Annotated in this window: 16 protein-coding genes and 3 pseudogenes; 7 read left to right on the top strand and 12 right to left on the bottom strand. The window is 68.7% G+C overall.

Going from position 1 to position 18,580, the window contains the following annotated elements; genetic code table 11:
• Positions 1-8: 8 nt before the first annotated feature.
• From L6444_RS08795 to ligA, 3 genes and pseudogenes are all read right to left on the bottom strand, one after another.
• Positions 9-413, bottom strand: coding sequence for an MmpS family transport accessory protein (locus tag L6444_RS08795; RefSeq protein ID WP_236981742.1), 405 nt, complete (start codon positions 411-413; stop codon positions 9-11).
• A 180-nt stretch (positions 414-593) separates the two neighbouring features.
• Positions 594-1,202 (bottom strand): TetR/AcrR family transcriptional regulator, encoded by a 609-nt coding sequence (locus tag L6444_RS08790; protein ID WP_236981741.1) that lies wholly within the window; start codon positions 1,200-1,202, stop codon positions 594-596.
• Positions 1,203-1,271: 69 nt separating this feature from the next.
• Positions 1,272-3,360 (bottom strand): annotated as a pseudogene (ligA, locus tag L6444_RS08785) (NAD-dependent DNA ligase LigA).
• A gap of 96 nt (positions 3,361-3,456) precedes the next feature.
• On the opposite strand from ligA, the gene L6444_RS08780 reads away from it, so the two are divergent.
• Both L6444_RS08780 and L6444_RS08775 read left to right on the top strand, forming a co-directional pair.
• On the top strand, positions 3,457-3,723 hold the full coding sequence (locus L6444_RS08780; protein WP_236981740.1) for a type II toxin-antitoxin system VapB family antitoxin: 267 nt from the start codon (positions 3,457-3,459) through the stop codon (positions 3,721-3,723).
• Positions 3,710-4,138, top strand: a complete 429-nt coding sequence (locus tag L6444_RS08775) for a type II toxin-antitoxin system VapC family toxin (RefSeq protein WP_236981739.1) — start codon at positions 3,710-3,712, stop codon at positions 4,136-4,138. Before L6444_RS08780 ends, L6444_RS08775 begins: the two co-directional genes overlap by 14 nt.
• A 20-nt stretch (positions 4,139-4,158) precedes the next feature.
• On the opposite strand, the gene L6444_RS08770 is transcribed toward L6444_RS08775, so the two are convergent.
• Positions 4,159-5,172 carry a uroporphyrinogen decarboxylase/cobalamine-independent methonine synthase family protein gene (locus tag L6444_RS08770; RefSeq protein WP_236981738.1) on the bottom strand — a complete coding sequence of 338 codons (1,014 nt, stop codon included), beginning with the start codon at positions 5,170-5,172 and terminating at the stop codon, positions 4,159-4,161.
• A gap of 93 nt (positions 5,173-5,265) precedes the next feature.
• Here L6444_RS08770 and L6444_RS08765 point away from each other — a divergent pair, with 93 nt between their 5' ends.
• Positions 5,266-5,880 (top strand): sensor domain-containing protein, encoded by a 615-nt coding sequence (locus L6444_RS08765; protein WP_236981737.1) that lies wholly within the window; start codon positions 5,266-5,268, stop codon positions 5,878-5,880.
• A gap of 16 nt (positions 5,881-5,896) precedes the next feature.
• Here the strand turns inward: L6444_RS08765 and L6444_RS08760 are convergent, their stop codons facing one another.
• Entirely contained in the window at positions 5,897-6,481 is a 585-nt protein-coding gene (locus L6444_RS08760) for a class I SAM-dependent methyltransferase (protein WP_309297859.1), read from the bottom strand.
• Between the two features lie 288 nt (positions 6,482-6,769).
• On the opposite strand from L6444_RS08760, the gene L6444_RS08755 reads away from it, so the two are divergent.
• Positions 6,770-7,834: a PE family protein gene (locus tag L6444_RS08755; protein WP_236981735.1), complete on the top strand. Its 1,065-nt coding sequence runs from the start codon at positions 6,770-6,772 to the stop codon at positions 7,832-7,834.
• A 6-nt stretch (positions 7,835-7,840) separates the two neighbouring features.
• Here the strand turns inward: L6444_RS08755 and mnmA are convergent, their stop codons facing one another.
• Positions 7,841-8,923, bottom strand: coding sequence for a tRNA 2-thiouridine(34) synthase MnmA (gene mnmA, locus L6444_RS08750; protein ID WP_236981734.1), 1,083 nt, complete (start codon positions 8,921-8,923; stop codon positions 7,841-7,843).
• Complete coding sequence (locus L6444_RS08745) at positions 8,923-10,101, bottom strand: cysteine desulfurase family protein (RefSeq protein WP_236983945.1); 1,179 nt, start codon at positions 10,099-10,101, stop codon at positions 8,923-8,925. Before L6444_RS08745 ends, mnmA begins: the two co-directional genes overlap by 1 nt.
• 121 nt (positions 10,102-10,222) lie before the next feature.
• Here L6444_RS08745 and L6444_RS08740 point away from each other — a divergent pair, with 121 nt between their 5' ends.
• Entirely contained in the window at positions 10,223-11,728 is a 1,506-nt protein-coding gene (locus tag L6444_RS08740; RefSeq protein ID WP_236981733.1) for a cryptochrome/photolyase family protein, read from the top strand.
• Positions 11,729-11,734: 6 nt separating this feature from the next.
• Here the strand turns inward: L6444_RS08740 and L6444_RS08735 are convergent, their stop codons facing one another.
• The 5 genes and pseudogenes from L6444_RS08735 to L6444_RS08715 all read right to left on the bottom strand — a co-directional run bounded on the left by L6444_RS08735 (position 11,735) and on the right by L6444_RS08715 (position 15,896).
• The gene (locus L6444_RS08735) at positions 11,735-12,244 is read right to left on the bottom strand and encodes a DUF427 domain-containing protein (protein WP_236981732.1); all 510 of its coding nucleotides are present in this window, start codon (positions 12,242-12,244) and stop codon (positions 11,735-11,737) included.
• A gap of 37 nt (positions 12,245-12,281) precedes the next feature.
• Positions 12,282-13,127 (bottom strand): lysophospholipid acyltransferase family protein, encoded by an 846-nt coding sequence (locus tag L6444_RS08730; RefSeq protein ID WP_236981731.1) that lies wholly within the window; start codon positions 13,125-13,127, stop codon positions 12,282-12,284.
• Positions 13,128-13,140: 13 nt separating this feature from the next.
• Positions 13,141-13,937: pseudogene (locus L6444_RS31015) on the bottom strand (GNAT family N-acetyltransferase); the annotation flags it as partial.
• A gap of 160 nt (positions 13,938-14,097) precedes the next feature.
• Positions 14,098-15,054: an electron transfer flavoprotein subunit alpha/FixB family protein gene (locus L6444_RS08720; protein ID WP_236981730.1), complete on the bottom strand. Its 957-nt coding sequence runs from the start codon at positions 15,052-15,054 to the stop codon at positions 14,098-14,100.
• 51 nt (positions 15,055-15,105) lie between these two features.
• Positions 15,106-15,896, bottom strand: a pseudogene (locus L6444_RS08715) (electron transfer flavoprotein subunit beta/FixA family protein).
• A gap of 275 nt (positions 15,897-16,171) precedes the next feature.
• Here L6444_RS08715 and L6444_RS08710 point away from each other — a divergent pair.
• Both L6444_RS08710 and L6444_RS08705 read left to right on the top strand, forming a co-directional pair.
• On the top strand, positions 16,172-16,990 hold the full coding sequence (locus L6444_RS08710) for a class I SAM-dependent methyltransferase (RefSeq protein ID WP_236981729.1): 819 nt from the start codon (positions 16,172-16,174) through the stop codon (positions 16,988-16,990).
• 26 nt (positions 16,991-17,016) lie between these two features.
• A complete protein-coding gene (locus L6444_RS08705) occupies positions 17,017-18,573 on the top strand; it encodes a 1,4-alpha-glucan branching protein domain-containing protein (RefSeq protein ID WP_236983943.1) in 1,557 nt (518 codons plus the stop codon).
• Positions 18,574-18,580: the final 7 nt, after the last annotated feature.

Below are 18,580 nucleotides of genomic sequence, written 5' to 3'. Positions count from 1 at the left end.
CTGCTCACTCATCCGGATTTGTCCAGGCAGAAAGTGTAGGCGTCGTGGGTGTGTACGGTGCGTTCGTCCTTGACCTTGCCGTCCACCGTGATGCGGCAACCCAGGTAGGCGCCGTTACCCTGTGCCACAACGTTTCCCAGCACCGCGGGTTCGGTGGTGGTGATGGTGAACGACCAGGGCAGCGGCGCATTGGCGACCTGTTGCGGCTGGGCGTTGACGTCGAGGTAGCCGATGGTGGCCACCGCACCGGGCGCACCGAACACCTCGAGCACGACGGTCTTGGGGTTGAACGGGACGATCTGGCTGGAGATGCCGTTCTCGGCTGCCTTGTTGTGGTGCGCGCCGAAGATCCCGTGCAACCGGTAGATGGCGAACCCGGCGGTGCCCGCAACGATCACGGCGACGATTACCATCCACCCCCGCCTGACGACTCCTGATGGTGAAAAGCCTTTCACCCGTTGACCTTTCGACGAATCGGGCGAAACCACCCGCCCGGGACGCCGCCGCGTGATGGTCGTTGGCTAAGACCCTACGGTACTGGGCAGTACTGCACAATAGACGCCGACGTACTCTTTTGCGACGAGCCCGGCACGCTACCCCGCGGATCGGGTGAGGCCGGGCAGGATGAAACCGTCGACCAGCGCCTGCACGGTTCGCCGGGTGGGCGGTCGGCCTTCGACGACGGACCGGAAGATCAGATATCCGGGCAGCAGGTCCCAGAGTTCGGCGGTGATTGCCGACTCCGCGATCTCGCCCCGCTCGACGGCCTCGCGCAGCACGTGCTTCATCAAAGCTTCCCGCTGATCGATGAATTGGTGCTGCATGGCGTCGTTGAGCGCGGGCTGCCGGGACACTTCGGCCAGCACCGCGCGCATCGCACCGGCCTGGGTGCAGGCGTGCTCACAGCAGCTCTCGCCGATCTTGATCAGATCGCTGCGCAGCGAACCGGTGTTGGGCGGCACGGCGACTTGACGAATTCCTTCGGTGAACGCGGCCAGCACCAACTCCGCTTTGGACGGCCAGCGTCGATACACCGTGGCCTTGCTCGCGCGGGCGGCGCTGGCGACGGCGTCGACCGTCAACCCGTCGTAGCCGTGCTCCTGCAACAGTTCCATCGTTACCGCCAGCAGCTGCGCCTCGCGCGGCGACCACGGCGACGCAGCCATGGGCGGGCCGACGGTCTGAGTCATAGCGCCCACCATAGGGCTTCTTGCCGGTTCGTCACACCGGCGAATGCCCCGGCGGCCGAGCTGACTCCGCTGCGCTCGCGACTACTCGTCGGCTCCGGTATCCGACGGGCCCGCGGTGGCGTCCTGAGCGGGGCCGTCCTGCAACAACTTTCGGAAGCCGTCCTCGTCGAGGATCGGCACCCCGAGTTCGACGGCCTTGTCGTACTTCGATCCCGGGGAGTCGCCGGCCACCACGTAGGAGGTCTTCTTCGACACCGACCCGGCGGCTTTCCCGCCGCGCGCCACGATGGCCTCCTTGGCCTCGTCGCGGGAGAAGCCGCCCAGTGAGCCGGTGACCACGATCGTCAGCCCGGCCAGGGTGCGCGGCACGCTGTCGTCACGCTCGTCGGCCATCCGCATGCCGGCCGCGCGCCACTTGTCGACGATGTCGCGGTGCCAGTCGACGGTGAACCATTCGGTGACCGCGGCCGCGATGGTGGGCCCGACGCCCTCCACCGCCGCCAGTTCTTCGGTGGAGGCGTCCTGGATTGCCTGCAGGTCGCCGAACTCGGCGGCGAGCGCGCGGGCGGCCGTGGGACCGACATGGCGGATGGACAGCGCGACCAGCACCCGCCACAGCGGTGCGGCCTTGGCCTTGTCGAGGTTGGCCAGCAGCCGTCTGCCGTTGGCCGACAGACCGCCGGCCTTGGTGCGGAACAGGTCGGTGCGCAGCAGGTCGTCTTCGGTGAGGTCGAACAGATCGCCCTCGCTGGTGACCACCTGCGCCGCAAGCAACGCCACGCCGGCCTCGTAACCCAGGCCCTCGATGTCCAGGGCGTTGCGGCTGGCGACGTGAAAGATCCGTTCCCGCAACTGCGCCGGGCAGCGCTGGCTGTTGGGGCAGCGAATGTCGGCGTCGCCCTCCTTCTCCGGCGCCAGCAAGGTTCCGCACTCGGGACACGTTGGTGGGCATGACGAATTCGCGTTCGGAACCGTCGCGCAGGTCGACGACGGGCCCCAGCACTTCCGGTATCACGTCGCCGGCCTTGCGGATCACCACGGTATCGCCGATGAGCACACCTTTGCGCTTGACCTCCGATGCGTTGTGCAGGGTGGCCTGCGCGACCGTGGACCCGGCAACCTTGACCGGCTCCATGAACGCGAACGGGGTGACCCGTCCGGTGCGCCCGACGTTGACGCGGATGTCGAGCAGCCGGGTCTGGGCTTCCTCGGGCGGGTACTTGTAGGCGATGGCCCAGCGGGGGGCCCGCGACGTGGAGCCCAGTCGGCGCTGCAGCGCCACTTCGTCGACTTTGACCACCACGCCGTCGATTTCGTGGGACACCTCGTGGCGATGTTCACCCCAGTAGTCAATGCGCTCCTGCACGCCGTCCAGGTTGTCGACCACGGTGGTGTGCTGGGACACCGGCAACCCCCAGGCCTGCAGCGCGAGGTAGGCGCCGTGCTGGGTGGCCGGGCGGAAACCTTCGGTGTGGCCCACGCCGTGGCAGATCATCCGAAGCTTGCGCCGGGCGGTCACCGCCGGGTCTTTTTGGCGCAGTGAGCCCGCCGCGCTGTTGCGCGGGTTGGCGAACGGCGCCTTGCCCTCTTCGACCAGGCTGGCGTTGAGCGCCTGGAAGTCGGCCAATAGGAAGAAGACCTCGCCGCGCACCTCGAGGACGTCGGGCACCGGATACTCGTCGGTGCCGGTGAGCCGCGCCGGTATGTCGTCGATAGTGCGGGCATTGTTGGTGACGTCCTCACCGGTGCGTCCGTCGCCACGGGTCGCCGCCCGGCTCAGCCGGCCGTTGCGGTAGACCAGCGACAGCGCGACGCCGTCGATCTTGAGTTCGCACAGATAGGTGGCGGCGTCGCCGACCTCGGCGTGGATGCGGGCTGCCCAGGCGGCCAGCTCCTCGCTGCTGAACGCGTTGTCCAGGCTGAGCATCCGTTCCAGATGGTCGGCTGGCTCGAATTCGGTCGCGAACCCGGCGCCGCCGACCAGCTGGGTAGGCGAATCGGGCGTGCGCAGTTCGGGATGGTCGGCCTCGAGTGCCTCCAGCCGGCGCAGTAACTGGTCGAACTCTGCGTCGGTGATGATCGGGGCGTCGCGCACGTAGTAGCGGAACTGGTGTTCGCGCACTTCCTCGGCCAGGTCTTGCCACTCGCGCAACACGTCGGGCGAAGTCACCCAGGCAGGCTATCCGAAGTGGCCGACAGCCCCGTCTTCGACGAAGCCGCGCGATTGCCGCGGCTCAGTAACAGGGCTGCATCATGATGCAGACCCATGATGTTATGGTGCACCATGCGGACGACGGTCAATATCGACGACAGCCTGCTGGCCGAGGCAAAGGTGTTGGCCGCCCGAACGTCGCGATCCCTGAGCGCCGTGGTGGAGGATGCGTTGCGCGCGATGCTGCGCCGTGACACGGACACATCGCAGCGCGCAGCATTTCAGCTGGCGACCCATGGAACCGGCGGCTTGCGTCCCGGCGTCAGCCTCGAGGACAAGGACGCCCTCGCCGACATCCTCGGTGACAATGCTGCTCCTTGACGTCAACGTCTGCCTCTACGCGATCCGCGAAGACAGCATCGAGCACTCTCGCTACCGCGGGTCGCTGGAAGATCTGTTGAACGGCGACGAACCGGTGGGGATCAGCGAGCTGGTGCTGTCGGGAGTCATGCGGTTGATCACCAACCATCGAATATTTCGGCAGCCCAGTTCCACCGGACAGGCGCTTGAGGCGTGCGGACGGCTGCGGTCCGCGCCGTCCGCCGTGGTGCTGCGACCGGGGCCGCGGCATTGGGACATCTTCGATGCCCTCTGCGCCGCGACCGGGGCGAGAGGCAACACGATCGCCGATGCCTACCACGCCGCGTTGGCGATCGAGAACGGCGCAACCTGGGTTACCACCGACCGCGGTTTCGCCCGCTTTCCGGGCCTTCGCTGGCGCCTTCCATTCGACTGAAACGCCGAACCGCGCCGCATTCAGATGGCGTCGGGATCCGAAGCGAACGCTTCAGCGGCCTTACGGGCCAACCCGATCGCGGTGCGGGCCCATTGCGGCGTCGCCCCCGCCAGCCCGCACGCCGGACTGACGCCCACGCGCCCGCGCAGGGCGGTGCGCGCGAAGCCGAGCCGGTCGGTCACCGCGACCACCGAAAGTGCTACCTCCTCGGCCGACAACCGGCGCTCGGGTGCGGCGGCGGGAACCACGCCCAATACCACGGCGCGGTCCGATTCCACGAATTCGGCGATACGTTCCAGGTCGTCGGCCCGCAGCGTCGCGGCGTCCACCGAAATCGCGCTGATATCGCTGCGCTGCAACAGATTCCACGGAATTTCGGGGGCGCAGCAATGCAGCAGCACGGGCGCGTCCACCGTCTCGATACAGGTTTGCAGCACTGCGGCTGCCACCGCCTGGTCCAGCGGGCGCACCGGGCTCAGCGCCGTCACGCCGGTCAGCCCACCACCCAACGCGGCCGGCAGCGTGGGCTCGTCGAACTGCACCACCACCGGGGTGTCCAGGCGGCGCGCCAATGTCGCCCGCTGGGCGGCGACGCCCTCGGCCAGCGAGGCGGCCAGGTCGCGCAGCGCGCCCGGGTCGGTGATCGCGCGGTGGCCGTTGCTCAATTCCAGCCCCGCGGCCAGCGTGATCGGCCCGGGAGCCTGCAGCTTGATCACCCGGCCACTACCGCGCAAGCCCGCCGTCTCCCAGGCTTCTTCCAGCGCGTCCAGGTCCTCGTCGAGCAGGCTGACCGCCCGGCGCGTCACCGCGCCCGGCCGCGCGGCGATCCGGTAGCCGCGCGGCACCGTATCGATGGCCACGTCGACCAGCAACGCACCGGCCCGTCCCAGCAGGTCGGCGCCCACTCCCCTGGCCGGCAACTCGACCAGATGGGCCATCGCGTCGGCCAACTCACCGACGACCACCTCGGCGGCGGGTCGCGGCGCGGTGCCGGGCCACGACCCGACCCCGGTGCCGGTTGCGAAAACACTCACCGGGCAACCGTATTCGACATCACATCGGGCACCGCCCACCAGGGGTGTTTACCCCGGCTCTGCGCGGGTAGGTTCGACCCGGAGAGGTGGCCGATGGCAAGACTGCTGCTGTGTCTGGCGGTGTTGCTGACGGCGGCCTGCACCCGGGTGGTGGACGGCGAAGCGGCGTTGCCGTTCGGCGCCGTCCCGGTCGGCGTGCTCGACGCCGGCACCGTGCTGCTGGACCAGTCACGGATGCGCGCGATCACCGGCTCGGGTGAGAATCTGACCATCATCCCGTCGATGGACGGCAGCTACCCGGTGGATGTCGGGAGCCTGGCGGCCACCGCACCGTCGGAGTGCCGCTTCGTCTTCGCCGAAACCGCGACCTTCGGCCCCGAGGTCAAGGCGTTCCACAAGACCACCTTCCAGGATCCGCCCGGCGGTCGGCTGATCTCCGAAGGAGCGGCGAGTTACCTCGACAACGCGGCGGCGCGGCGCGCTTTCGGGGCGTTGGTGGACACGGTCGGGCAGTGCGCGACCAGCTCGATGGGCTGGCTGTTGGTGGAGAACTGGCAGTCCGACGCCGAGTCGCTGCAGATGCGACCGGGCAATTGCGGTCGTGACTACCGGGTGCTGTCGGTGGTACTGCTGGAGGTCACCTTCTGCGGGTTCACCGAATCCGTGTCCGAGATCGTGATGACCAACATGGTCGCCAAAGTGCCTTAGCAACAAGCAGATTCGGTCAGTCCGGCTTGCGGAACCGGATGATGTCGCGCCAGGGCGAGCCCGCGGTGTCGACGAACTCGAATCCGGCCGGCTCGGCAAGCTCGCGCAGTTGGTCGGCGCCGAAGCGGTCGGGATCGGCGAAGGTTTCGCGGAACACCAGCAGGCCGCCGGGTTTGAGCACGCTGTGTAACGACCGCACGCATTGCGACTTGTCCGGCACCTCACCGATCACGCTGGCCAGGAAGGCGGCGTCAAAGCTGCTGGGAGGGAACGGAAGTCCGTCGCCGGCCTGGCCGGTATGAAAGCCCACGTCGACGTACCCGGCGCGGTCGAGTTTGCGTCGTGACTTCTCCAGCATCTGGGGCTGGATGTCGAACAGCTCCAGGCGTCCGGCGTGAAGCCGCCGCGCGATCTCGACACTGAAGAAACCCGAGCCCGGGCCCACCTCCAGCACACGTTCCGCGCCCGTCAGTTCGAGCGCGTCGACGGTGTCGGCAGGGTTGTCGATGCGCCGTCGCAGCGGGTTGTCGAGTACGAATGCGGCCTGGTGCGGGAACGGGAACGTTCCCGGCCAGCGAGCCGGCAGGAACAGCGTGTCCATCCAGGTTTTCGGCACAGCGCCTCCTGAGCCTTCGACTTCGTCAATGATGTTCGGTCGCTTGCCGGTTCGCTCTGAGACCCGCCGCCATCGAATCGAACTTAGGGTAACCTAACTCGGATTCAATGGGAAGTCCCGCACCCCGAACCTCACCGGGTGCCGTCCGGCCGCCGCCAACTGCGCAAACGGCCCAAAGTATAGGGAAAACCCTGTATCGGCGACGCGGCGTTGCTGCCTAATATTCGGCCCAGCAAACCCGGACCGCCCGGTCCATTGACGAGAGAGGCGCCGATGTCATACGTACTCGCTACCCCGAACGCTCTGTCGGCGGCAGCCGGCAACCTCGGTACCATCGGCTCCGCTCTGCGCGATGCGGGTGCCGCGGCCGCGGCCCAGACAACCGCGATCGCGGCCCCGGCGGCCGACGAGATATCGGCGGCGATCACGGCACTGTTCACCGCGAGCGCCAAGGAATTCCAGGCCGTCAACGCCCAGATGGCCGCGTTCCACGACGAGTTCGTCAGTTTGCTCAACGGCGGCGCGGCGAAATATCTGAGCACCGAGATCGCCAACGCGCAACAAACTTTGGCGAATGTGGCGAACAACCCCGTGCAAGCCCTGCTGGGGAAGTTCTTGGGCGGCGCCGCGCCCGCCGAGAGCATACCCCCCTTTTCCACGACATTTGACACGCCGATAGGCCCGGTGACCATCACGGGTGGTGGAGACTTCACTTTTACCGGGGGGATGCCGCCGACCGGAGCGGTGTTGAAGCAATTGCTCAATGCCTCCACTCCACTCGGCAGCTTAGGGATCGGATTGAATCAGAACAGCACCTTTGACTACTCCCACATCAGTCCTGAGGGTGTTGTCCGCACTGCCTACCAGTTGACCGGCGGTTCGCTGGACGTGCCTATGCCGCTTCAACTTCTCCTGGCCGCGGCAGGGCCGAATATCACCGGGGGCTACTCACTCTTTAACAGCGGTAACGCGGTTTACAGCGCGTTGAGCAGCGGAAACCCTGTGGGTGCCGCCGTCGCATTATTCTCCGCGCCCTTCAATTACGCGGATGCTGTCTTGTTCGGCCATCAGAATGTCCCGATCTCAATTCCGCTCGGTAGCCCCGGCGGCGGAACCGGGTCCATCGATCTGAACATTCCCTTCGGGGGCGTCTTCGCTTCGCCGGCGCCGGCAACGGTGGACGTTGCGCACACGACTATCTACGACTCAAACGGGTTTCTCGTTTCCGAGTATCTTCCCTCGCACGTTGCCTTCGGGGGCACCCAGTTTGGTGGCATTGCTTCGGAAACCCTGCGTGCCTTCGGCATCGACCTGAGCGCCTTCGGGATCCCCCTGTAGTCGAGGCTAGTCCCGCCCGGTCCCGGCGATGGTGGCGCTGCCCAGCACCTCGTCGCCGGCCGGGTCGGGGCGGTAGAGCACCAGCGTCTGGCCGCGCGCCACCCCGCGCACCGGGGCACGCAACTGCACCCGCAGTTCGTCGCCCACCAATTCGGCTACCGCACCGGCGATTTCGCCATGCGCACGAATCTGGACCTCGCACTCGATCGGACCCGACGGCGCACGCCCGCAGGTGAACACGGGCCGCCTACCGGTCAACGCCGCAACCTCCAGATCGGCCGCGGCGCCGACGTGCACGGTCCCGGTGTCGGCGTCGATCGCCGTCACGTACCGCGGCCTGCCGTCCGGGCCGGGACCGGCGATGCCCAGGCCCTTGCGCTGGCCGATGGTGAAGCCGTGCACGCCGTCGTGCTCGGCCAGCACCGTGCCGTCGCGGTCCACCACCGCGCCCCGCCGGACACCGATGCGGGCACCCAGAAACGCCTGGGTGTCACCCGAGGGGATGAAGCAGATGTCGTGGCTGTCCGGCTTGTCGGCGACCGCGAGGCCGCGACGCGCCGCCTCGGCGCGGATCTGCGGCTTGGGGGTATCGCCGATCGGGAATGCGGCGTGGCGCAACTGCTCGGCGCTCAGCACCGCCAGCACGTACGACTGGTCCTTGTCCCGGTCGACGGCGCGCCGCAACCGGCCGTCGCACAACCGGGCGTAGTGCCCGGTGACCACCGTGTCGAAGCCCAGCGCCAGCGCGCGCGCCGACAACGCCGAGAACTTGATCTGCTGGTTGCAGCGCACGCACGGGTTGGGGGTTTCTCCCCGCGCGCGTAGGACGACACGAATTCGTCGATCACGTCGGCCTGGAACTTCTCCGCGAAATCCCAGACGTAGAACGGGATTCCGAGGACGTCGGCAACGCGGCGCGCGTCGGCGGCGTCCTCCTTTGGAGCAGCAGCCACGAGATCCGGTGCGCAGCGTGCCGGGCGCGGTGGACAGCGCCAGGTGCACACCGACCACGTCGTGTCCGGCATCGACCATGCGGGCGGCGGCGACCGACGAGTCGACACCGCCGCTCATCGCGGCGAGAACCTTCATTACGAAAGCCCCGCGGCGGCCAGGGCGGCGCGGCGGGCCCGCGCCACGGCGCCGGGCAGCACCTGCAGCACCGCGTCGACGTCGGCGTCGACACTGGTGTGCCCCAGCGACAGTCGCAGCGAGCCGCGCGCACTGGCCGGGTCGGCGCCCATCGCGACCAGCACGTGCGACGGCCGCGGCACCCCGGCGGTGCAGGCCGACCCGGTCGAGCACTCGATTCCGTTGGCGTCCAACAACATCAACAGCGCATCGCCTTCGCAGCCGCGGAAGGTGAAGTGCGCGTTGCCCGGTAGCCGCAACGGGTCCCGGGCGCCGTTGAGCCGGACGTCGTCGATGCCGGCCAGCACGCCGTCGACCAGCCGGTCGCGCAGTGCGCGCAGCCGCGCGCTGGTGGCATCCAGCCCGTCCACGGCGAGCGCGGCCGCCGTCGCCATCCCCACGGTGCCCGCGACATATGGTGTGCCGGAACGGATATCGCGCTCCTGGCCACCGCCGTGCAGCAGCGGCACGCACGCGACGTCGCGGCGCAGCAGCAGTGCGCCGACCCCGGGCGGCCCGCCGAACTTGTGCGAAGCCACGCTCATCGCCGACAGTCCGCTGGCGGCGAAGTCGACGTTCAGCGCACCGATCGCCTGCACGGCGTCGCTGTGCATGGGGATACCGAATTCGGCGGCGACCGCTGCCAGCTCGGCGACCGGCATGACGGTGCCGACCTCGTTGTTGGCCCACATCACCGTGATCAGCGCCACGTCGTCGTAGGTCTGCAGCGCCGCGCGCAGGTCGGCCGCCGACACCGAACCGTCGGACGCGGTGGGCAGCCAGGTGACCTCGGCGCCTTCGTGCTCGACGAGCCAGTTCACTGCGTCCAGCACCGCGTGGTGTTCGACCTCGGTGGCAACGATGCGCCGGCGCAGGGGGTCGGCGTCGCGACGGGCCCAGAAGATCCCCTTGACGGCCAGGTTGTCACTCTCGGTGCCGCCGGCGGTGAAGATGACCTCGGAGGGGCGGGCGCCCAGTTTGTCCGCGATCAGCTCGCGGGACTCCTCCACCCGCCGGCGGGCCGCCCGGCCGGTGGTGTGCAGCGACGCCGCGTTGCCGACGCAGCCCAACACAGCCGTCATCGCCTCAATGGCAGCTGGGTGCATCGGGGTGGTGGCGGCGTGATCGAGATAGACCATGACTCGCCCCACGATACCGGTCGCGTCCAGCGCCTGAGCAGCCACAGCCTGTCTCAGCGGCAGGTGGAGCGGGTACCCGACCGGTTCACCCAATCCCGCCAATCGTTAAGACGGTGAAGATTTGACCAAACAGGATCGATCCGCTGCCGGCCGGGTTACCACGCGGTGGTGCTTCGCCGACCAGCTCGGCCCGCATTTTCTGGACGACCCCGGCCAGCCGGTGCTGCTGGTCGAGTCGCGGGCGGTGTTCGAACGGCGGCGGTTCCACCGGCGCAAGGCCCATCTGGTGCTCTCGGCGCTGCGGCACCGCGCCGCCGAACTCGGCGAGCAGGCCACCTTCCTGCAGACCCGCACCTACCGCGAGGCGCTGACCCGCGTCAACGGACCGATCAGCGTGTGTCAGCCCACCTCGTTCGCGGCCGACCGGTTCGTGCGGTCACTGCCCGCCGTCGAGGTGGTGGCCGCCCGCGGTTTCTGCACCAGCCGCGAACAGTTCGACGGCTGGGCGCAACAGCAGCGCACGCTGCGCCTGGAGGATTTCTATCGCAGCGCCCGCCGCCGGTTCGACCTGCTGATGGACGGCGACGAACCCGTCTCCGGCAGGTGGAATTTCGACGCCGACAATCGGGAACCCGCACCGAAAAACGGAACCGACTTGGGCGTGCCCGGGCCCTGGCTGCCCACCGAGGACGAGATCGACGAGCGGGTGCGCGCGGATCTGGACCGCTGGGAAAGCGACGGCGCGGTGTCGTTCGTCGGCTCCGACGGCCCGCGCGAATTCGCCGTCACCGCAACCGAAGCGCGCCAAGCGCTTGAGGTGTTCCTGCGCAATCGGTTGCCGCACTTCGGTCCGCACGAAGATGCCATGCTGACCGGGGACCGGTTCATGGCGCACAGCCTGCTGTCGGCGCCGATGAACCTGGGCCTGCTGGACCCGCTCGAGTGCGCATACGCCGCCGAAGACGCCTACCGCACCAGGCAGGCGCCGCTGGGCAGCGTGGAGGGCTACATTCGCCAGCTGATCGGCTGGCGCGACTACGTCTGGCACGTGTATTGGCATTTTGGGCGAAACTACCGCCGCCACAACGCATTGCAGGCACGCACCGAGCTGCCTGATTGGTTCGCCGAACTCGACGCCGACGCCGTCGAGGCGCGCTGCCTCAAGGACGTGCTGGCCCAGGTCCGCGAACACGGCTGGGTGCATCACATCCCGCGACTGATGGTGCTGTCGAACTATGCGCTGCAACGTGGTTGGCATCCGGCCGCTGTCACCGACTGGTTCCACCGCTGCTTCGTCGACGGTTACGACTGGGTGATGGTCGCCAACGTCATCGGCATGTCACTGCACGCCGACGGCGGGCTGATGGCGACGAAGCCGTACGCCTCGGGCGGGGCCTACATCAATCGGATGAGCGATTACTGCGGCCAATGCCGTTACCGCCCGGGCCGGCGCGTCGGGGCCGACGCCTGCCCGTTCACCGGCGGGTACTGGTGGTTTCTGTCTCGCAACAACGAGCAGCTGGCCGGGAATCACCGGATGAAGCAGCCGTTGGCCGGGATGCGAAGGCTGTCCGATCTCGACGAGGTGGTGGCCCAGCAGCGCCGGCTCGGCAGTCGCGCGCCGTGAACATCCTCACCAGCCTTGTGATCCGGGAATTCCCTTGAACGGACCCACAATCCAGCTGGTGATCCAGCCACCGTAGAAGCCGCCGGGCTGGGCGGTCACCTCTTCGCCGTTGACCGTGCACCGGTCCATCTGCGCGGCCATCACCGCGACGGCGCCGGCGATCGGTTCGAACCCGGGCGCCGGCTGCGGGTAGGTCCACGCCGCGCGGGTCGCGGTCCGCCCGCCGGCAGTCAGGTCGAAATAACTTGCCCGGCCTTTCCATTCACACCAGGAGCCACCGGCCGCGGGACGCAGCACGCCGTCGACGAATGCGTCTCGGGGCAGGTAGTACGTGGGTGGGTGACTGGTTTCCAGCACTCGGTGCGCGCAGCTGGCCGATGCGATCGTCAGGCCGCCGAATTCGACGGTGATCGAGCCGCGGAACGGTTCCACGCGCGGAGGACGGGGATAGTCCCAGACGGATTCCTGTCCGGGCGCGGGTTTGATGGGGGCGGGGCGGGGATTCACCCGGCCCATTGTCCGCGGCATCGCGGACTGGCCGGTCGGGGCTGTTTCAGGCCACCAGGACGTGGCCGTGGTCCGGGCGCGGCGCCGCGGGACCCGGTACGCAGGCGTGCACCGCGGACTGGCAGTTGCGGGCCAGGGCACGCCGGTCGTCGCCGGGCAGCTGCAGTGACTCGACGCGCACGCAGGCCAGGGTCCGGCGCTGCCGGAGCAACCGGAACACCGACCGCAGCAGGGTGTCGTCGCCGACGAACGCGGGTGTCGTGGATACGCTGCCGTCGACGTGGTGATACGTCAGCCGCAGCGGCTGCACGGGACGGCCGGCGTCGATGGCGGCCTGGAACATCGCCGGATAGAAGTTTCCGGACGCCCGGCCGCACCAGGTGGTTCCCTCCGGGAACGCGACCACCGTCTGCCCGGCGCGCAGCCGCCGGGCGACCGCGTCGACCACACCGGGCAGCCGGCGCAGGCTGGCCCGCTCGATCGGGATGATCTTCAGCGCGCGGGCCACGATTCCGATCGCCGGACCGGTGAACATGTCGGCGCGGGCGACGAACGACCCGGGCAGCACCGCGCCGATGGCGAAGGCGTCCAGCCAGGAGGTGTGGCTGCTGACCACCAGCGCACCACGCAGGTTACGAATCGGGTTGCCGTGCACGGTGATTCGCACGCCGAAGCAGCGCAGCACCATCCGGCAGTAGGCGCGCTGCAGATGGTTGCTGCCGGGCATCGGCATGCCGAGCAGCGGGATGCCCGGGGCCAGCAGCAGCGCCACGGTGAGCCGAAGCGCCACCCGGACCCGCTCGGCGAGCGACCGCGACACCGCGGTGCCGCTCACGCAACCGACGTTGCACGATGCCCGGGGCAGCCAAGAGTGTCCGGCGGTGGCCGTCATCAGGCCGCCCCGCCCGCCGTCGCTCTTCCAGTTCGGCCGCCGCCGATACCGACCGCAGCCGCTTCGAGATAGCGCGTATCGGCATCGCGCTGCCCAGCAGCACACAGAAGTCGCCGACCCCGAAGTCCGGGTCGTGCCGTCGCCGCCCGGGTCACCAATCGCAGGCAGCCGCGCATCAACGTCAGCCGTCGGCATCAGCGGCGTCGATGTCGTCCGGCGGGTCGATGCTCTTGAGGCTCATGCCGTCGATCTAAACGGCACCCGGTAGGGATGCACCCGGTATTGTGCCGCTTGTGCACGAAGTCAGCGGATCATGGCTGCCCGGCAACCGGTGTGCACCGGTACCGAGTAGGCAGAAAGGCGCAGATCATCAGGTAGTCAATACCGAACAGCAGCGGCTGTAAAGCAGGCCAGGTGCGGCCCATCTCGTCAGCAAACAGAAGGTCGCAGCGGGTCGAAGGCGCGGACGTCGAATTCCGTTGCGGTGTAGAGGCCGCCGGCGGCGATCGCGCCGGGCGGCGGCAGCATCCGGTAGCAGCCCACCAGTTCGCCGGTGTCGTCGTCGCGCACCAGCAGGTGGTCGCAGTACTCGTCGAACCGGTCCACGTCGCGGCCGTCGGGCCCGGCCGAGGCTGCCGGCAAAGTGAAACCCGGCGTGCTGGTGAACACGTCGTAGCGCAGCCGCTGGGCGGCCTCGATCAGGCTCGAGTCGGTGGAGAGCAGCAGGGAGTAGCTCGGGGCGGCCGAAGCGGGGGAAACCGACGGGCCGCGGGGTTTGTCGCTGGGTATGAGGACTGAAGCGATGCTCATGCCATCAACGTGGCGCAACCGGTCGGCTAGGCGGCATCGGTGCGCTGACATGTCGGTGCACGTCAGGTGACAGGATTGCGGGCCGTCACGGCGAGCAGACGCAAAAGCGCCTCATTTCGGCGGGAAATGAGGCGCTTCTGCGTCTGCTAGGCCAGAAAAATCAGCCCTTGCGGGCCTTGACGCCCTCGGTCAGCTGCGGGGCGACCTTGAACAGGTCGCCGACCACGCCGTAGTCGGCGATCTCGAAGATGGGCGCCTCTTCGTCCTTGTTGACCGCGACGATGGTCTTGGAGGTCTGCATGCCGGCCCGGTGCTGGATCGCCCCGGAGATGCCCAGCGCGATGTAGAGCTGCGGAGACACCGTCTTGCCGGTCTGGCCGACCTGGAACTGCCCGGGGTAGTAGCCGGAGTCGACCGCGGCGCGCGAGGCGCCCACGGCGGCACCGAGCGAGTCGGCCAGCTCCTCGACCACCTTGAAATTCTCCTCGCTGCCCACACCGCGGCCACCGGACACCACGATGGTGGCCTCGGTGAGTTCCGGGCGGTCGCCGGCGACCGCCGGCTCGCGGGCGGTGATCTTGGTCGCGTTCTCGGCCGGAGCCGGCACCTCGACGTTGATCACCTCACCGGCGCCGTCGGCGGGCTCGGCCTCCACGGCGCCGGCCCGCAGCGAGATCACCGGGGTGTCGCCATTGGCCTGCGCCTCGACGGTGAACGCGCCACCGAAGATGGAGTGCACGCCGATCGCGCCTTCCTTCACGTCGACCACGTCGACGAGCAGCCCGGAGCCGATCCGGGCGGCCAGCCGGCCAGCGATCTCCTTGCCGTCGGCGTTGGCGGCCACCAGCACCGCGGCCGGCGCTTTCTCCTCGGCCAGCGCGGCCAGCACGTCCACATACGGCACGATCAGGTATTTGTCGACGTCGTCGGACTCGGCGACATAGATCTTGGCGGCACCGGCCGCCTTCAACCCGTCCACCAGCGGCTCGGCCGTGCCCGGCGCGCCGATGACGACGGCGGACGGTTCGCCCAGCGCGCGGGCGGCGGTGATCAATTCGGCGGTGACCTTCTTCAGCGCACCGTCGGCGTGCTCCACGAGCACCAATACTTCAGCCATGGGTTTTCGCTCTTCTCGTCTCTGGGATCGTCAGTGGGATCGTCGGCTAGGTCAGATGATCTTCTGGGCGACCAGGTACTTGACGATGTCGTTGCCGCCCTCGCCCTCGTCGGTCACCTTCTCACCGGCCGTCTTCGGCGGCTGGGCGTCGAGGACTTCACCGTGGAGCCGGCGTTCGCCAGTCCGACCTCGTCGGGCTCGACACCGATTTCGGCCAGCGTCAGGACGGTGACTTCCTTCTTCTTGGCGGCCATGATGCCCTTGAAGGACGGAAAGCGCGGCTCGTTGATCTTCTCGTTGACGCTGACCACCGCGGGCAGCGTGGCCTCGAGGGTGAAGACGCCGTCGTCGGTCTCGCGCTCCGCGGTCACCTTGCCGTCCTCGACGGACAGCTTGCGCACGTGGGTGAGCTGAGGCAGACCCAGGTACTCGGCGATGATTGCCGGGACCGCGCCGCCGCTGCCGTCGGTGGCCTCGTTACCGGCGATCACCAGCTCGGTGCCTTCGATGGCGCCCAGCGCCCGGGCCAGCGCCCAGCCGGTCTGGATGACGTCGGAGCCCTTCAAGCCGTCGTCCTTGAGGTGCACGGCCTTGTCTGCGCCCATGGACAGGGCCTTGCGGATCGCCTCGGTGGCGCGCTCGGGACCGGCGGTCAGCACGGTCACCGACCCTTCGCCGCCCTCGCGCTCGCGGATCTGCAGCGCTTCTTCCACGGCGCGCTCGTTGATCTCGTCCAAGACCGCGTCGGCGGCCTCGCGGTCGAGCGTCCAGTCGTCCTCGGACAGCTTGCGCTCCGACCAGGTGTCTGGGACCTGCTTGATCAGGACCACGATGTTCGTCATGAGTGTGGTTCGTCCTCCTCGAAGGAGTCCCGCAGCGATGGCTACAGGACCTCGGTCACGCATTTACGGGACCGCACAGCGCATGTTACTAAGCGGTAACTTCGTGCGGTTTGCCTCCTCACCATAGCGGGTCGCATTTGCCCATCTGCCCACCTCCTCCCCACTGTGCTGGCTGGGACGGGGTCGTCGGCGGCGCCGCGTTCTCTCGCCCGGCCCGCCGCCGGATCCGCCATCCGGTTCGCGAATCCGGTGCCAGGCATTAGCCTGCCTTAGCAATGAGCGCATTCGTCCCCGACGGGTCCCCCCCCGGATATCCGCTGTTTCCGCCGACAGCGGGCCCCCTCGACGCCGTGTTGACCCTGACCGGTGAACGCACCATTCCCGACCTGGACATCGAGAACTATTGGTTCCGCCGCCACGAGGTGGTCTACCAGCGGCTGGCGCCGCGCTGCGCGGGTCGCGACGTGCTCGAGGCGGGGTGTGGCGAAGGTTACGGCGCCGACCTGATCGCCGGCGTGGCGCGCCGGGTGGTGGCGGTGGACTACGACGAGTCGGCGGTGACGCACGTGCGCAGCCGCTATCCGCGGGTGGAGGTGCTGCAGGCGAACTTGTGCGAGCTGCCGCTGCCGGACGAGTCCGTCGATGTCGTAGTGAACTTCCAGGTCATCGAGCACCTGTGGGATCAGGGCCAGTTCATCGGCGAATGTGCGCGGGTGCTGCGGCCGGCCGGGGTGTTGATGGTGTCGACGCCGAACCGGATCACCTTCTCCCCCGGCCGCGACACGCCGATCAATCCGTTCCACACCCGCGAACTCAACGCCGACGAGCTCACCGAGCTGCTGGTCGACGGCGGTTTCCGCGACGTGTCGATGAACGGTCTGTTCCACGGGCCGCGGCTGCTGGAGATGGATGCGCGGCACGGCGGCTCGATCATCGACGCGCAGATCGAGCGCGCGGTGGCCGACGCGCCCTGGTCACCGCAGCTGGTGGCGGACGTTGCCGCGGTGACCACGGCCGATTTCGACCTGGTCGAACGCGGTGTGCGGGACATCGATGCCAGCCTGGATCTCGTCGCGATCGCGGTGCGCGGGTGACCAGCCAGAGCGACCGGGTGCCCGGCATGTTCACCCTGGTGCTGCACACCCACCTGCCGTGGCTGGCTCATCACGGCCGCTGGCCGGTGGGCGAGGAGTGGCTCTACCAGTCCTGGGCGGCTTCGTACCTGCCGCTGTTCCGGGTGCTGCACGAGCTGGCCGGCGAGGGACGCCACGGGTTGCTCACGCTGGGCATGACGCCGGTGGTCAACGCCCAGCTCGACGACCCGTACTGCCTGGACGGCATGTACCACTGGCTGGCCAACTGGGGGCTGCGCGCCCTCGAGGCAGCCAGCGTGCGCTCGATCCCGCGGTCGAAATCATCCGGCTACCAGTCGTGCACGCCAGAAGCGTTGCGCGCCTTCGGCATTCGGGAGAAAGCCGAAGCCGAGCGGGCGCTCGGGGACTTCGCCACGCTGTGGCGGCACGGCGGCAGTCCGCTGCTGCGCGGCCTGGTCGATGCGGGCACCGTGGAGCTGCTCGGGGGGCCGCTGGCCCACCCGTTCCAGCCGCTGCTGGCGCCGCGATTGCGCGAGTTCGCGCTGCGCGAGGGCCTGGCCGACGCGCGGTTGCGGCTGGGGCCGCGTAACGGTCCGGCCGGCATCTGGGCGCCCGAATGCGCGTACGCCCCGGGCCTGGAAACGGAGTACGCGGCCGCCGGCGTCACGCACTTCATGGTCGACGGCCCGTCCCTGCACGGGGACACCGCGCTGGGCCGGCCGGTCGGCGACACCGACGTAGTCGCCTTCGGGCGCGACCTGCAGGTCAGCTATCGGGTGTGGTCACCGAAGTCCGGCTACCCCGGGCACGCCGCCTACCGCGACTTCCACACCTACGACCATCTCACCGGTCTCAAGCCGGCGCGGGTCACCGGCCGCAATGTGTCGTCGGCGGACAAGGCGCCCTATGACCCCGAGCGGGCCGACCGCGCGATCGACACCCATGTCGCCGACTTCGTGGACGTGGTGCGCAACCGGCTCGTCTCGGAGTCGCAGCGGATCGGCCGGCCCGCGCACGTCGTCGCGGCGTTCGACACCGAGCTGTTCGGTCACTGGTGGTACGAGGGTCCCACCTGGCTGGCGCGGGTGTTGCGCGCCCTGCCGGAGGCCGGCGTCCGGGTGGGCACGTTGCGCGATGCCCTCGATGACGGCTTCGTCGGCACGAGCGTCGAATTACCGCCCAGCTCTTGGGGTTCCGGCAAGGACTGGCAGGTGTGGAACGGCGAGCAGGTGGCCGATCTGGTGCAACTCAACGCCGAGGTGGTCGAGACCGCGCTGAGCACGGTGGACAAGGCGCTGGCGCAGACGGCGTCGCTGGACGGGCCGACCCCGCGGGACCACGTCGCCGATCAGATCCTGCGCGAGACGCTGCTGACGGTGTCCAGCGACTGGCCGTTCATGGTCAGCAAGGACTCCGCCGCCGACTACGCCCGGTATCGCGCTCACCTGCACGCTCATGCCACCCGGGAGATCGCCGGCGCGTTGGCGTCGGGCCGGCGCGACGCCGCGCAGCGGTTGGCCGAGGGCTGGAACCGGGCCGACGGACTGTTCGGCGCACTGGACGCCCGCAGGTTGCCCCGGTGAGCCGCGG

The organism is Mycobacterium kiyosense, from assembly GCA_021654635.1.
GTDB classification, from domain to species: domain Bacteria; phylum Actinomycetota; class Actinomycetes; order Mycobacteriales; family Mycobacteriaceae; genus Mycobacterium; species Mycobacterium kiyosense.
Note: the sequence above shows the minus strand (reverse complement) of the source record. Positions and strands in the feature narration are given on the sequence as shown.